This window comes from Aquitalea sp. FG25 (assembly GCF_057809375.1).
The window spans coordinates 38,800-51,998 of sequence record NZ_JBMDJV010000003.1; the positions used below are offsets into that span (position 1 = coordinate 38,800).

The window sequence follows — 13,199 nt, forward strand, 5'->3', positions numbered from 1 at the left end:
TGAATTCTGTTGTGAGAACATGGGTTTATCTTAGTGGAATACATTGCCTTAGGTGATCTGTAGTGAGTAATTCGCATCTTGCAAATGGTGGTGATGGGACGATCGAATCAGAACTGTTGCACGCCACAAAAGACTTTGTAGGTATTCCAGATTCTGAATGGCGTGCTGTCAGGGCGCAGTGGTGCAGAGACATTGGGGTCTTCAACCGAATGAGCCCCTTGGCAGATGATATTGTCGGACAGATGATCCTTGGCGGTCACTTGCACCCACAGAATCCAGTACACCTGTATGCACTGTTCCGACATACGCGCTCACGTCCATATCTCAAGCTTTTAGCAAAAGGTGGATGCAGGTTTAACCTCAATGGTAACCCTGCCAGGCACATCATTGGCAAATACACTCAAGAGACTGCTGCAATGATGGCTCAGGGCGTAATTCCGCGACTGGCCAGGTCACACGAGGTTAAATGGGGGCTGAATAGCCTTCAGGATGAAGGGACCAAAGAATTGAGTTTGCTGAAGATTCAAGCTGGTGCGTTGAAAGTGCGTCTTGCTGTTGCCGATTTCGAGAAATACTGCCAGGTTGAGACAATTGGCGTGCGTGAGATCGATGTAGTCTTCGCAACTGAGAGCGGCCAGGTCAAAGCTAAGCTGAAAGCAAAAAGTTTCCGCAAGGCCCAGTCACACTTCACTGACCTCAAGGGTAATGCGCAGGTGACTATATCTGGTGGTCTGGATATGACTAGTGGTGAGATTCTTGAGCCTCTGATATCTGTCTCGGCAAGAAGTGCGGCATATCAGCGCCATGACAGTAAACACCTTGTCGGCGCGAGTTGACCTGCGGTGAGTAAAGTCCCTAGCAATCTGTGGAACCCGGTTCTTGACGGCTGGAAGGGCCGATTCACGGTCTTTCGCGATTGTCTTCCATTGGACCGCGACATTAGGCGTCAAATGGCTGCAGCAGGCGTTTTTGATCCGAGTGACAGAGTCCATGTCCATGCCTTTATTCGGCATACGGAATCTTCCGACTATCTCGAACAGGTCTCCGTAACGCATCTCCGGTACAACCTTGATGGCAGTGTATCTCCCCATCGGTCACACCCTTCTGAGCAGACCCGGGCAGCCTTGAGGGTACGTGCGACTCAACCAGTCAATTGCGGAGTACTGCGGGTCAGGGCTGTGGCCACAAACTTTGCAGACTTTCTTGATGTGCCGACTACTGGATTGAAGTCACTTCACATTGAATTTCGGACCCAAACTGGCGTACTTAGCTCAATGCTCGGCGCGAAGACTTTGCGGCGGGCCCAGGCTGAATACAGCTGCCTTCAGGGGCAATGTGTCGTCACGATTGTGGGGGAGTTGGATCTGAAAACTATGAAGCTGACCTCAACTGGAGTCATCGTGAATGGGCTGAAAAGGGCATCGCAAGTGAAGTCTGGTGTTAGGGAATGCAGTTGAACATTTCAACGCTAAGATCGATAAGTAGCATAGAACTCGCCTTCGGTACGACGAGGCTACTTGCCCCAATCGAAACGATTCCTGCTGATTTCCATAACCCAGAAACCAACATCTACGCGAAAATATCCAGTGCACTATGCCACGGTAAAAATATCCCTAACGGGAAGGTGACATTGACAGAGGCATTCGAAGGTGAGTCCTTTGCTGATGTCAAAGAATCCCTAGCTATTGCGGTAAGGGCACATATCAAATCGGAAGAAATTGCGCTCCATCATCGGGTTGCCGGCATCGCATTCATGATCTCCCAGGTAATGTATGTACTGCCAGCTTGAGCTTGATGATTTTGTCAAAAATTTGATTTGATGTGTGTGGACCGACACTATTGGTTTTTTATTCCACGCTCCAACAAATGAAAATCCCCAAGATAGCCATAAGCTTCATGGCTGCTCTTCTTTCTCTAAGCTCAATCGCTTCAGGGCGCGAATGCCAAAAAACCTCTATCGAGAAAGTTGTCCAAGCTACAATCGATCAGGGCACACCCCAGAAGTTAGCAATCGAGATAGGCAAGGCAATTTGCATAAGCTCTGACAAGTTTCTTAACGTACGACTTCAAGATACGGCAGGTTGGGTCGTAAGGAGTATCCAAGATGCTACAGAGGGAACTAGCGAAGGGTGGGTCGTCTATCCTGAAATGCACGCCGATCAGGCAGTGATGATTCTGACCCCGCCCGATGGGATAGAAATCCCTGTGAACATCAGGGCAGTTAAGTAGCCGGGTCTTGCTCCTTACCCATCTTTACATTGTCAACATCTGCAGGTGGGGTTGCATTATTTTTAATCTAATTTAATCTTTGCCCATCTCAATAAACTTGGAGTTGGAAAAATGAAAAATCTGAAGACATCCCTGCTTGCAGTTTCTGCAGTAGCAATCGCTTTATCTCTGACTGCCTGCAATCAAGACGGAGCCAAGACAGCAGAACCGAATACTGTAACGACCCCCGCACCTGCCCAGGCTTCGGCATTTGCCAACAAAGTTGATTTTGAGAAAATCAAAGGTCCGTGGTACAGCAAAAATGGGTCAGAAGTTGATGTGCTTCTTATTGAGCCTACGAAGGATAAGGATGTAATTCGTGGCACACTTAACAAGCAATTCGACAACTTTAATCTCAATTTGTCACCTAATGAAAAATTCGACAAAAATGAGATGGTTATGGCATCGCATTCTACGAACAAATTCATGATGTATGATGATAAGAATGATGTGATGTACTACTCCAATCACCAGAATGTCAAATACAAATTTACGCGCAACAAAGAATAAGACGGGTAATTTTAAAAGGAGCTAAAGGCTCCTTTTTTTTTGGCCAGGGAAGAAATGGGTAATGCATATGGCCGTACATTATGGGAGAGTGGTCAAAATAATGTATGAGGGGGCATATTGCTGGGTTAGTTGTGGGGAAGGTATCTGATTGCCCTTAGCATGCATGCATTGAGTGTATGCCAGGTTGTCGGTACTGACTATTGGTGCCCCCCCAGAAGAACAATGCCAGCACCCACGCCTGCTGCATTGTGGTTACCACCAATCAGAGCCCCAGCTGCAGCCCCGGCACAATCCCAGGCGGATGAGGCAAGCCCGGTAGCACAAGACACTGCTCTACCACCGAACCCTCCGCAAGCCACTCCCGCAAGCTCGATGACTTCATACCCTGCCGCTAATGCAGGGGAGACCGCACAGGCCTGTAATGGAAATGTCTGGAACTACTGCCAGGCAAACAAAAAGTACTATCCCTACTTTTCAGAGTGCGCAGGAGGCTGGAATACAGTTCCAGCCAAAGGCGACTAGCCAGAAATGAAAAAGACCCTTGTCGGGTCTTTTTTTCCTACTTTTCAGGGAGCGGCTTTTGTCGCTCCGCCTTTCGGTTTTTCCGTTCTTGCATCAAATCATCTTTGAAGTCCAGGAGGAAAACCGAAAGAACAGCGCAGAGAGCAACGCCGCAGGCGATAAGAATGTATTTGATGGCCAGGGCGATGATGGCCGCAATAGCCACGCTCTTGATGGCGATTTTGAGTTTGGACTTCGGGATCATCGAGAAGCACATTTCGTAGTGAACATGAGCAGATGATACATAGACTACTTCCCGAAGCCACAAATCGACGAAATCATGCAGTAAGTATATTCAAGATACCGGTCTGACAATCGGATTGCTGGATGGACAAATTGCATCACCCATCAGGAGTGCTATCTATCAGCATGTGTCGGTGCTCCCAATGGAGCGACGTGATGCATCAGATCGAATACCGGTCTTCTAACATGGTATCAACTGCGCTGAGAAGCGTGGAGATGGAGAGCAAGGAGGGGCTGCCGGACGTTAGTCCGGCAGGAAGGTTAAGGAAGGTTATTCAACACCCATGTTAGGGCACTGATAGAGGATTGGATGTAGATCCGGGCCTCATGGTCTGGCAGGGGCAACGGAACATCTGAATAGTCATTGTTTGCCAAGTTAGCTCTCAGTACTTCAAGCTTTCTGACAATCAACCACTTTGTATCAGAAACTGAGAAATTCTTACCTTTGATGTGCTGAAATACATCCTTGGTCGTCATTTCAGTGATTTTAATGTCCTCGCGCTTAGATTTAACTGAGGTGGAGTTTAAAGTCCCCCCAGGTTTGACCCCCGGCTTTCTACCGGGAGGTCTTCTTTTTATTTCTTCCATGATCATCTCAGTAGAGTAGTTCACGGCATGCAAAGCATGCTTATTCAAAACGGTTAAATGTTATAATGCTCACGGTATTTATCCGCAAGCCTCTCAATTTCAATAATTGCATCCCATGCTTTTACGCCAGCTTGATAATCAATATCGAGAAACAGATTATCAAGTTCTACATGAGCTGCAGTAATAAAATCACAATCTTCACTCTCATGAAACATGTGATCGAAGCTTTCATCGTCGCCCTCAAAACAGCCACAAGGGCAAGTCATTTCATCAAGGCCATGAATACATAAACCATCCGCTTCCATCTCAAGCTTTTCTTTATGTCTTTCTGTAGGTGTTAAATAACCAACAGAATTTCTGGCTACGGCTGTAACGTATTGCTGCTCATATGCAGGCAAATGGGCAACAGCCTTATCGATGGCAACCGATAGGTTGCGCTCGAACACTTCGTAAACAAGCCCGCACCCGCTGTTCGCATCCTTCGCCAGAGCAGGGAGTAGGGCTATAACTTCTTCGACTGTTAGGTCGCGAGAGGTCAGGGTTAGATCCATGGTCTTTCTCCGTAGTGATAGACCATGCCACCGGGCATTGGTCCCAGTGGGTGATTGAACTTGCTTAGCAAACTCAGGGTAAGTGCAGCCTATGGCTACGAGTACAGCAGTTGATCTTTAAATTTACGCTGGCTTACATGACATTTCAATGTATGACGCACGGATTCGCGTTCCACCTAATAATTACAGGTTGTTTTTCTGGTCTTCCCTGAAGCTTGCATTCGCGTCCGACTACGGTAGGCTGAAGTTTTGGAAGGGCGTGCTATGCAGTCAGCAATCATTGGGTCGTTAGATTTGAAGGACTATTTGGAGAAGGTCAGCGCTGGCGTAAGTGAAATTACTAAGGCATTTGCAACCTTGATTGAGGCGAGGAAAGCACTATGTGAGCTTGGACTTAGTGAGTACCACTTCAACAGAGCGCTTTCTCCGCCTAGTAGAGAGGCGCTGTCACTTCTCACCAATCAGAACTGGCTTCAGGTATCGATTGAAAATATCCATGCGGAAATGTGGGATTTGATGTTGATCAAGAGTGGCCTACGCTCATTTATGGATCAGGAAGCCCGAGCTGAGTGGGATGCTACGATTCGCGGGAAGAAAACTCCGGAATTTTCTGAACAGAATGTACGAGATCTATTTCTCTCGATTTATGGTGAGAGAAATACGCTTCTAAGACGTGGCGTGGTAAACGTTTTTAGACGGCTGAATCATAAATATGCAACGAACAGTGTCTGGTCGCTGGGCAAAAAGGTGATTCTAAATAACGCATTCTCGCGACCTCCATGGCAGACTTTGTCTCATGAAGTTTTTGACAAGATTGATGATTTGGTCCGTGTCTTTTGCATGCTTGACGGACAGCCAGAACCAGATCATACGCGACGGACGTACATGCTTTTATCTGAATCAGAAGACAAAAGTTGCCTCGATACAGATTACCTGTACATCACTTTGCATCGTACTTCACGGACTGCCCACGTCAATTTCAAACGTCTTGATCTGCTTGAGCGTGTGAATGCCATGCTTGCTGCAGAATTTCATTCCGCGCTTCCGGATGCATCCACTGCCAAACGAGACAAATCCAAGGCCAGGGCCGGGACAGTGGCATGGGCATGATTTTGCGGAAAAATTGAATAGCAAGGAACTGTTCTGTAAAACCGCACTGATCATTCTGATGGGGTCTTACATGTTTGCCATGCGTCTGCGATTCAAGAAGAAAGCCTGTGACAGTTACGGGAAGGTTCATGTAATTCGTGAGGTATGCAGGCTCTTGTCGCGCATGGAGTTGGATTCGGTCGGAGTGCTCTACAGGGGGCGAATTTTCGAGTTGGTTGGTATCTCCTATCCCGATCTGAGGGACCTTGTAGGCGTGTGGGAAAGCCAAGCCCGTAGTGAAAGTGGCAGCGCTTCCGCGCCATTGCTTGAAGAGCGATTAGGAGAACTCGACAACTGGATACGTGAACATCCTCATTATGTGTTTACGCTGATTTCTGCGCTGGCAACTGGGCGGGGTGAAGACTACGCATGGGGGATTGCCTATGGATGACTCACCGTCTCAGTCTTCCATCTGGGATGCGGCTGAGGCATACACCATCTCATTGCTAACTGCAGTAGGCGCTGGATTGGGTATTCATTCTCTCTTTCCCAATCGGCACTCTTTCTTCGCTTCGTTTGCCGGAATGACATTTGGTCTGTCTATTTCGTGGCTCGGGTTGCGAAGTATCAAAAACAGGAAGGAAAGAGAATCTTGAAGCAAGGATCGCAGGCAGAAGTGAAGGTCCACCCGATCTCGATGGCAATGGTGATCATATCCGCCACCATCGCAATGGCGCTTGGCCAGGTTGCATTTGCAGGGGTGAGTAGTGGCTTTTCTAGTGGCGGACGTACAACGACGATAAGCACACCAACGCGCTCGATCTCGACTCCATCAAGCGTCACACCCAAGTCGTCTGGATTCAGTTCGCCGTCCCGTTCAGCGGACTCATATTCGATAGCAAAGCCGGCGACATCCCAGACAAATTCTGCGCTATACCAGGCCGGTCAGAACTCGGTAGCTGCAGGTGTTCAGAAAAACATTAAGAACAACCAGGCCGTCAGTACGCTCACGTCTCCAAAGGTAGCGATTGCAACTGGTGCTGTAGGTGCTACGGCCGGTTATGAAGCAGCCAAGTCGAGTCAGTCTGCCACCACACATACTGCAGATACCTCTACCCGACCGGTAACGCAGATACCCGCACCTGTTGCCCCTTCGCAAACTACTACCCATGTCTATGTACAAGACCGAAGCGACTCTAGCGTCATTACAAACATGATGTGGTTCATGATCGGTCGAGACACGGCGCCGAGAATCCATGAGACCAACGTCGTGTATCGGGATGCGCCTATCCAGTCTTCCAATGCGGGCACAACAGTTGCAACGCAACCACGCCAGGCAGAGAAGGACCAATCAAAGGACGAGACAAGTGGATTGATGTGGTGCTTGCGCATCTTGCTTTGGGCTGTAGCCGCAATCGTCATCGGCCTCTTTGTTAGCTCAATCCGCAGTTCTTGGAAGTCGCATAAGCGTTCTTCTAAACGCAATCCAAATTACCGTTTGTGAGGAAGTCCATGGGCCTAGTAGCGCTAGCCAAGCAAGTTTTAAAAAAGAGAGTCATCGGGGCTGAGGCTGAGCAAAAGTTGCCAATGAATGCCACTATCGGTGGAATTTTGGATGTCTCGCGATCTGAAATTGCCGTCCTTCAGCACACCTTGCTGAAAGTCCCTTCTGCGTCTCAGCAGATCATTGTCGGTATTGGGCATCTCGTGATGTCGGGTGACGACCCCATGGGCCTGTATCGGCTGTACACCAACCTTGGCCCAGACCGTAAAGGAGAGGGGGCCTCATTTGTGCAGCTTTTCGGTGACGAATCGTCAGTAGCGGAAATCTCACTTTTCCAGCATCTGCTGAGGCAAATACCGACCACAGAAGAAGATCAGCTGGCTTTTATGGGCCACGGCTACGGGCTGGGTGATCGACAGTACGATTTGAGTAGAGAGTCACTGATGTCAGCCGGATTTGATGCCGCCGCTTGTAGTGAGCTACTGGCCGGCCATGAAAGCATTTCATTCAGCCGCGATACTCCAGGAGATGAGGACTATGTCAGCCCCTATTGCGCAGAAGAAGTGCGTATAGACGATTCGTTTGGTGAAAAGGGTATGCACACCTCGATGTGGTTCATGCCCTACGCTCGACAGTTGGCCGGGGGCCAGGTGGAGCAGTTGTTGATTACTTTCAACGTCGTCGATTCGCAAGACGGTCATCCAACGTCGAGAGTGTTTGTTGATTTCTTCGTTGGGACAACCATCCCGTCATCGAAGGTCAAGGTCATCTAAGGGGCTGGGCCCCACGTAAAGAGGAGAGAGCATGTCTGGCTGGAAATTGAGCATGTCGCTGATCATGAAGCATTTCGGCAAAGCCGGTGACGGGCTGGCTACAGCCATTGCCGCGTTTGATCCTGAAACGGCAACTCAGGTCGATCGTGATGCGTTGTATGCACGCATGAAGGAAATATCGACATCTCTCGCAGATGCCCGTAGCAAACTGAAAGCCGAGGTGGCGGAACGGGATGAGCTTGAGGCCACAATTGCGAACGATGAGAAAGCTGCAATTGTTCTGATCGGTAAAGCCGAAAAAGGTGAAGTCGATGATTCCGTATTGACTGAGTTCACTGCAAATCTCGAAGCAATGAAGTCTAAGTTGCCTGCTGAGCGCCAGGACGTTGTTGAGGCTCAGGAGTTGGTCGATACGTTGCAGCAAGTAATGGACGGCATTGAGAAGAATCTTGCTGACTTTGACCGCAATGCCCAGGAGGCTCAACGAAAGATTGAACAGGCCGAAGCGGAGCAGCAGCGCCAGGAAATGCGTCTCCAGAATCAGACCGAACTTCAACGACTCAAGGGTGGCCTTGGTGGTGCGTCAACTGCACTATCCGCTCTCAATGCGCGTGCCGCAAAGTTGGCAGTTGAGGCTGAGGCAACAAAGCAACTGGCCGATATCGGCCAGAAGCCGGTTGATCGGGCCAATGCTGTAGAGGAGGCCCGAAAGATTGCTGCTGGTACAAGTGAGCCCGACGGGGAGACGGCAATAGAGCGGTTGCGACGTATCGCAGGTGCCAGCGCGAGCGCTTAACGGCTAGAGCGTAGAAAAGCCCTCAAAGAGGGCTTTTTTTGTTTTTAGTGGAATTTAAGTTAGCACCTATAGATAAGAATTAATTTTTGGATTTTTTATGTTACATGCACTTTAGTTTGAGATTCTGCGAGACGTTAAGGTTTGCGGTAGGACTGGTATTCCTCTTGCACGGAAACCTGTTCGTGTTGCCACGCTGATGGATGAGAATGACTTTCTCGATGGTCATATTCTCATTCATCTCAAGAACGTTTTCCTTGAGGACTATGTCCACGATTGGAACTGGGACAATGGTGTATTTCGTTTTTATACAAGAATTGCCTCTAAGGCGGACGTGCTGATTGTTTATGAGATAGAGGATGTGCCAGGGAGATATGATCCTGAAACCGGAGAAAAACTTTTCTAAGGTCATTCCATTCGAATCGTACATCCCTGCTAATGATAGCGGCTTGCATTAAAAATGATTTGTTAGATACTGCGACCACATTCTGAAGGAGGTGGCGCAATGAACGAATCTAATAAGGAAGATGATGGCGATGGCGTCGGTGCAGAAGGAAAGGGTCCACTTCTTATTGATACTTGGCGTGAAGCAATAGAAGCTGCTTCGGCCCAGTCAATGAAAAGGGAAGCACGGAAAAATGAGAAGATGGCTTTGTTTTTGGCAAAGCGTATACGAGGGCATATTGGCCCAGGCATTGTTGATCAGTCATCGCTCTCTAAGTTTATTAAGTACCTCAAAGAGGAGGAGAGCTTGTACGGCTTTGATATGGTGAGGTCTGCAACACGTCTCTGCGAGGAAAAGTACTCGGACTATGTCGCTGCAGCCATTCATGCCATTTGGCACGGTAAGTCTTAATCACGTAATTCGCTTTTTTTCATGTTGTATGCAGCGAATGAGTCTTCTTCGAATCGGCGATAGCGTCTCGTGGTAATGTCAATTTCCATAGACGCTTTCCCCTCGGAAAGTATTGTTACTACCTTATCCTCAGGCACATATGCCAGGCATTCTACAAGTTGGCTCAATCCCTTGAGTTTGGCCATATTTGCTAGTTTCATCAATTTATGCTGGTTATCTGCAAAGAGAGTGATGTTCGTCCTCTTTTTTCTTAATTGCTTCTCCATGCCTATCTTTCATTGTTCAACAAGATCGCGGCGATGCCGCATCCTTGCCATTTTTGCTTCAACAGCATAGCCTTTGTTGTCATTGATGAATTTCACAATGATATCTACAGGCAAGCTACCAAAATGCTCAACCAGGTCACTAATGCTACGCATTTCCCCAAGCCTTGCAGCGTACTCAAGATTGGCTTTGGTTGCGTCGTGGAGGGAAATGGTTACCCCGCGTTTAAGTTTTCTGTCGTCCATTGCTAAAATCTCACTTCACGTATCATGTATTGTAGAGTCCGGGATGTATCCTGTCCGAAAACGCTGCACTTAAATCAATCATAAATCCTTGAAGTACGGTAAGGCGCTGAATAAATGTCAAATTTGAAGTGTTGTAAAATTCGACATAAACGCGCCCAATTATATTGGCATTGCTTTGTTGTGATTTTGTGCGACTATTTCATATTCATTTAAGGAGGCCGAAGTGAGTCATAGCATTGAGTTCAACATGTTTGATGAGGCAAGTGGAAATATCTTAGGTATCGGGGCTGCATTCATTACCTACCGTGGACGCCGAAAGCGAGTTATTTCTGCTCACCTGTTCACCAATAAACCTGCTCAGATCTCTCTTGAATTGCCGCGTATGCTCAAGCCCGATGAACTACCTCAAATATCCGCAGTCATCTCTGACTTCCATGCTGAGCTGGTCGCCAAGGGGTATGCGATCGCATAGAAAGAAGTAGAAGTTCTGGCCGCTTTCCAGCGGCCTTTGTCCTATCTGAACTCCCACCACGCATACAGACCAGAAACATTTGTGACTGAGTACTTTGCTCCCGATGGAACTGTGAATGTAATCATATTGTTCGTCCCTCAAGCGGTGTTCATTGATCTGATAACTGTAACGCCATTCACTAGGCCAGATAGGGTGTGCCATTCTGAGAAAAAGTTAACCGTGATAGGGCGATAAGTGCCGTTCCTGTACCCCAGCTGCCGCCCGTGTCAAGTAGCGCTCTCGTACTATCTACTGCGACGCCCAGTGCCCCAACCAGGCTTGCGATGTGTGCTGCACGCACAACGGTTGTTGTGGTTCCGGTTGCCATGACGAGGGCCAACAGGGAGGTGGAAGTCGGCAGGTTGACTTTTAGGCAAACTGTTTGACCGATAGCGTTTGCAGCGGTCATCCCGCAAGCAAGGTAATTGCCGGAAGCCAGTTGCGGGATGGTAATAGTTGCCGGGAAGGTGCCTGACTTTATGGTCGCGAAATTGTCTTGGATGTATGACTGTTCTGCTTGAGAATCCAGGTTCTGGTACTGACCAGTAACGGTAACTTGTTGACTGCGCGACATGCCCCACAGGTAGGATGAAATCCCAATGAGCATGCTGGTGCTAATCACTTGGGTGAGAAGCACTTCAACAAGCGATACGACTGGTTGTCTTAAGCCGGGGAATTTCATGGCATGCGCACTTACAAGTATTAGTACGCATCATGAATAGTGATCGGTCGTTGCGCGATGGAGAGAAGAGGGTGTAACTCCCCGTTCTCTCAAATTAAACGACCGTTAGGGGTGTCATCTGGCTTGAAGATGATAGACCATGTTGCGAGAGGTTACCGCATGTAGGCGTGGCTCAGAAGCGAGTGCGCTGTGCCTGTCGTATAGTTTTGTTTGTTTTGTAATTGGCAATCATGGAGGGAGTCTTCTTAAGCACTGCCCAGAGTCCGTGCAAGACTGCGCCCGCTAAGCCAATTAATATTCCGACTACCCAACCTATCATCGTGGCGAATCCGGCCGCAAGCGTGGAGAGGATTGTCGGTGCGATTGAGACGCATAGTATTAAGCCCACTGCAATCATCAAAAATATCATCATTTCTTATCTACCTGTCGTATAGCTGATTGCAACTCTACCTCAAGTCAGCAAAAGGTCAAGGTCAATCCAGCTTCATTTTCGGCTACTTTCGATTCATTTCAGTCGAAATTTCGATTATTTATTACGTCGTATATCCAAAGGGTTACATCGCTGCTTAACGCTCTTTACACTCATACCGGATGGTGTCAGATCAATTACTGGTGATCTGGGGCGGTTCGCTCCTGATGCCTACTTGCATTCCACTGTGTCTGCTGTACCTTGTTTCCATTCATTGGGAGACGAATCGTGAAATTGAAAGAGCTGGTTGTTGGGAATGTTTATCACGACGGCAAGGTGGGTGTCCGCGCCCTGCTTGGTATTGATGGTGACACTGTCCGTTACCGCCTTCTGTCGGCGATGCAGAAGCAGTCGTGGACTGCCGGCCAAGAGCAGGGTATGACGGTGATCGGTTCGGAATTGACGATGACCACCCAGGCATTCGCCGCTTGGGCCAAGCATGGCATGTCGGCGGAGGAGGGTGTTGTGTTGATGACATCTCTTGCCGCCAGGAAGGTCAAGCTATCGCCCGGTGAAGTTGCTTTTGTTGAGGCTGTTATCGATGAACTGGATGGCGACTCAATTCAAGAGTGGGGTCGTGTATCGTACGACCATACTGAGGGGCGCGCAGTTGCTGGCCTTCAGAAGAAAGGCATCGTCGTATGCGACAAGAAGACGCATGAGGCTGAATTCACAGCTCTCGGTGTGGCCAAGCTCGAACAAATTCGTCAAGCAGCCTCTGTAGGTGCTTAATGCCGGCCAAACTAACCAAGGAACCTCGCACGTTCCACATCCATATCCCACTCGCGACCCTGCTGGCCAAAACAGACGTGGAGTTGTCTGAGGTGCTTGCTTCAACGCTTTCTCCGGCAGAACTTCGCAAGGAACTACTAGAAATGCAGGTGCGAGGCATGCTCGTATTCACTGGCAGTGACTGTGAAAGCCAGGATGCACAAGGATATTGTGAAGGGCATCCATCACAACGCGAAACCGCGATGACTGACAGTATCAATGTGGCTGTAGTTGAGGCGGATGTCGGCGACTTCGCTTCTGACAAGCAAGTGGACGAGTTCAAGGACAAATGGTTGGGCTGATTAGTACTCAGCTTCTATGACCAGTGAATCAAAAGCCATGGATTCCTTTCTGTGGCTTTTGTCGTTTTCGTTCAATTGTATTTATTTGGCATTTGTTATGGTGTGTTGATAGATGGAAAGTCAGAAGGAAATAACCTACTTTGAAAATCGACATTTCATTCCAGGTAGATGCAATGGTGAAATTTCTCCAGATCGCTGCAGAAGGAGCACTGGCTTGCT

19 protein-coding genes are annotated in these 13,199 nt (G+C 48.5%); 13 read left to right on the forward strand and 6 right to left on the reverse strand.

The window, feature by feature from the left end; genetic code table 11:
* Positions 1-62: 62 nt before the first annotated feature.
* The 3 genes from ACODR9_RS03255 (at position 63) to ACODR9_RS03265 (ending at position 2,778) form a co-directional block, all read left to right on the forward strand.
* The gene (locus ACODR9_RS03255) at positions 63-836 is read left to right on the forward strand and encodes a hypothetical protein (protein ID WP_488807585.1); all 774 of its coding nucleotides are present in this window, start codon (positions 63-65) and stop codon (positions 834-836) included.
* A 611-nt stretch (positions 837-1,447) separates the two neighbouring features.
* A complete protein-coding gene (locus ACODR9_RS03260) occupies positions 1,448-1,789 on the forward strand; it encodes a hypothetical protein (RefSeq protein ID WP_488807586.1) in 342 nt (113 codons plus the stop codon).
* 551 nt (positions 1,790-2,340) lie between these two features.
* Positions 2,341-2,778: a hypothetical protein gene (locus ACODR9_RS03265; RefSeq protein ID WP_488807587.1), complete on the forward strand. Its 438-nt coding sequence runs from the start codon at positions 2,341-2,343 to the stop codon at positions 2,776-2,778.
* 559 nt (positions 2,779-3,337) lie between these two features.
* Here the strand turns inward: ACODR9_RS03265 and ACODR9_RS03270 are convergent.
* The 3 genes from ACODR9_RS03270 to ACODR9_RS03280 all read right to left on the reverse strand — a co-directional run bounded on the left by ACODR9_RS03270 (position 3,338) and on the right by ACODR9_RS03280 (position 4,721).
* On the reverse strand, positions 3,338-3,544 hold the full coding sequence (locus ACODR9_RS03270; RefSeq protein ID WP_488807588.1) for a hypothetical protein: 207 nt from the start codon (positions 3,542-3,544) through the stop codon (positions 3,338-3,340).
* Positions 3,545-3,843: 299 nt separating this feature from the next.
* Positions 3,844-4,170: a hypothetical protein gene (locus tag ACODR9_RS03275; RefSeq protein WP_488807589.1), complete on the reverse strand. Its 327-nt coding sequence runs from the start codon at positions 4,168-4,170 to the stop codon at positions 3,844-3,846.
* 53 nt (positions 4,171-4,223) lie between these two features.
* Positions 4,224-4,721, reverse strand: coding sequence for a hypothetical protein (locus ACODR9_RS03280; protein WP_488807590.1), 498 nt, complete (start codon positions 4,719-4,721; stop codon positions 4,224-4,226).
* Between the two features lie 264 nt (positions 4,722-4,985).
* Here ACODR9_RS03280 and ACODR9_RS03285 point away from each other — a divergent pair, with 264 nt between their 5' ends.
* From ACODR9_RS03285 to ACODR9_RS03315, 7 genes are all read left to right on the forward strand, one after another.
* On the forward strand, positions 4,986-5,831 hold the full coding sequence (locus ACODR9_RS03285; protein WP_488807591.1) for a DUF4942 domain-containing protein: 846 nt from the start codon (positions 4,986-4,988) through the stop codon (positions 5,829-5,831).
* 13 nt (positions 5,832-5,844) lie between these two features.
* A complete protein-coding gene (locus tag ACODR9_RS03290; protein WP_488807592.1) occupies positions 5,845-6,261 on the forward strand; it encodes a hypothetical protein in 417 nt (138 codons plus the stop codon).
* 201 nt (positions 6,262-6,462) lie between these two features.
* Positions 6,463-7,314, forward strand: a complete 852-nt coding sequence (locus ACODR9_RS03295) for a hypothetical protein (RefSeq protein WP_488807593.1) — start codon at positions 6,463-6,465, stop codon at positions 7,312-7,314.
* A gap of 83 nt (positions 7,315-7,397) precedes the next feature.
* The gene (locus tag ACODR9_RS03300; RefSeq protein WP_488807594.1) at positions 7,398-8,087 is read left to right on the forward strand and encodes a hypothetical protein; all 690 of its coding nucleotides are present in this window, start codon (positions 7,398-7,400) and stop codon (positions 8,085-8,087) included.
* Between the two features lie 31 nt (positions 8,088-8,118).
* The gene (locus tag ACODR9_RS03305; protein WP_488807595.1) at positions 8,119-8,883 is read left to right on the forward strand and encodes a hypothetical protein; all 765 of its coding nucleotides are present in this window, start codon (positions 8,119-8,121) and stop codon (positions 8,881-8,883) included.
* Between the two features lie 196 nt (positions 8,884-9,079).
* The gene (locus ACODR9_RS03310; protein ID WP_488807596.1) at positions 9,080-9,286 is read left to right on the forward strand and encodes a hypothetical protein; all 207 of its coding nucleotides are present in this window, start codon (positions 9,080-9,082) and stop codon (positions 9,284-9,286) included.
* Positions 9,287-9,385: 99 nt separating this feature from the next.
* Positions 9,386-9,736, forward strand: a complete 351-nt coding sequence (locus tag ACODR9_RS03315; protein ID WP_488807597.1) for a hypothetical protein — start codon at positions 9,386-9,388, stop codon at positions 9,734-9,736.
* Here ACODR9_RS03315 and ACODR9_RS03320 read toward each other — a convergent pair.
* Together ACODR9_RS03320 and ACODR9_RS03325 are read right to left on the reverse strand one after the other, a co-directional pair.
* A complete protein-coding gene (locus ACODR9_RS03320) occupies positions 9,733-10,002 on the reverse strand; it encodes a hypothetical protein (protein ID WP_488807598.1) in 270 nt (89 codons plus the stop codon). The two genes, ACODR9_RS03315 and ACODR9_RS03320, sit on opposite strands and share 4 nt — an antisense overlap.
* Positions 10,003-10,011: 9 nt before the next feature.
* Positions 10,012-10,245, reverse strand: a complete 234-nt coding sequence (locus tag ACODR9_RS03325) for a hypothetical protein (protein WP_488807599.1) — start codon at positions 10,243-10,245, stop codon at positions 10,012-10,014.
* 223 nt (positions 10,246-10,468) lie between these two features.
* Here ACODR9_RS03325 and ACODR9_RS03330 point away from each other — a divergent pair, with 223 nt between their 5' ends.
* Positions 10,469-10,717 carry a hypothetical protein gene (locus ACODR9_RS03330; RefSeq protein ID WP_488807600.1) on the forward strand — a complete coding sequence of 83 codons (249 nt, stop codon included), beginning with the start codon at positions 10,469-10,471 and terminating at the stop codon, positions 10,715-10,717.
* Between the two features lie 178 nt (positions 10,718-10,895).
* Here ACODR9_RS03330 and pilV read toward each other — a convergent pair whose 3' ends face one another.
* Positions 10,896-11,438, reverse strand: a complete 543-nt coding sequence (pilV, locus tag ACODR9_RS03335) for a shufflon system plasmid conjugative transfer pilus tip adhesin PilV (RefSeq protein ID WP_488807601.1) — start codon at positions 11,436-11,438, stop codon at positions 10,896-10,898.
* 697 nt (positions 11,439-12,135) lie between these two features.
* On the opposite strand from pilV, the gene ACODR9_RS03340 reads away from it, so the two are divergent.
* Complete coding sequence (locus tag ACODR9_RS03340; RefSeq protein ID WP_488807602.1) at positions 12,136-12,639, forward strand: hypothetical protein; 504 nt, start codon at positions 12,136-12,138, stop codon at positions 12,637-12,639.
* Positions 12,639-12,980 (forward strand): hypothetical protein, encoded by a 342-nt coding sequence (locus ACODR9_RS03345; RefSeq protein WP_488807603.1) that lies wholly within the window; start codon positions 12,639-12,641, stop codon positions 12,978-12,980. Before ACODR9_RS03340 ends, ACODR9_RS03345 begins: the two co-directional genes overlap by 1 nt.
* The last annotated feature ends 219 nt before the right edge of the window (positions 12,981-13,199 follow it).

Bases quoted from the DNA above. Each gene is read 5' to 3' on its own strand.
- ACODR9_RS03260 (WP_488807586.1), top strand. From the start codon at position 1,448: ATGCAGTTGAACATTTCAACGCTAAGATCGATAAGTAGCATAGAACTC.
- ACODR9_RS03265 (WP_488807587.1), top strand. From the start codon at position 2,341: ATGAAAAATCTGAAGACATCCCTGCTTGCAGTTTCTGCAGTAGCAATC.
- ACODR9_RS03270 (WP_488807588.1), bottom strand. From the start codon at position 3,544: ATGATCCCGAAGTCCAAACTCAAAATCGCCATCAAGAGCGTGGCTATT.
- ACODR9_RS03275 (WP_488807589.1), bottom strand. From the start codon at position 4,170: ATGGAAGAAATAAAAAGAAGACCTCCCGGTAGAAAGCCGGGGGTCAAA.
- ACODR9_RS03280 (WP_488807590.1), bottom strand. From the start codon at position 4,721: ATGGATCTAACCCTGACCTCTCGCGACCTAACAGTCGAAGAAGTTATA.
- ACODR9_RS03285 (WP_488807591.1), top strand. From the start codon at position 4,986: ATGCAGTCAGCAATCATTGGGTCGTTAGATTTGAAGGACTATTTGGAG.
- ACODR9_RS03300 (WP_488807594.1), top strand. From the start codon at position 7,398: ATGAATGCCACTATCGGTGGAATTTTGGATGTCTCGCGATCTGAAATT.
- ACODR9_RS03305 (WP_488807595.1), top strand. From the start codon at position 8,119: ATGTCTGGCTGGAAATTGAGCATGTCGCTGATCATGAAGCATTTCGGC.
- ACODR9_RS03310 (WP_488807596.1), top strand. From the start codon at position 9,080: ATGGATGAGAATGACTTTCTCGATGGTCATATTCTCATTCATCTCAAG.
- ACODR9_RS03315 (WP_488807597.1), top strand. From the start codon at position 9,386: ATGAACGAATCTAATAAGGAAGATGATGGCGATGGCGTCGGTGCAGAA.
- ACODR9_RS03320 (WP_488807598.1), bottom strand. From the start codon at position 10,002: ATGGAGAAGCAATTAAGAAAAAAGAGGACGAACATCACTCTCTTTGCA.
- ACODR9_RS03325 (WP_488807599.1), bottom strand. From the start codon at position 10,245: ATGGACGACAGAAAACTTAAACGCGGGGTAACCATTTCCCTCCACGAC.
- pilV (WP_488807601.1), bottom strand. From the start codon at position 11,438: ATGAAATTCCCCGGCTTAAGACAACCAGTCGTATCGCTTGTTGAAGTG.
- ACODR9_RS03345 (WP_488807603.1), top strand. From the start codon at position 12,639: ATGCCGGCCAAACTAACCAAGGAACCTCGCACGTTCCACATCCATATC.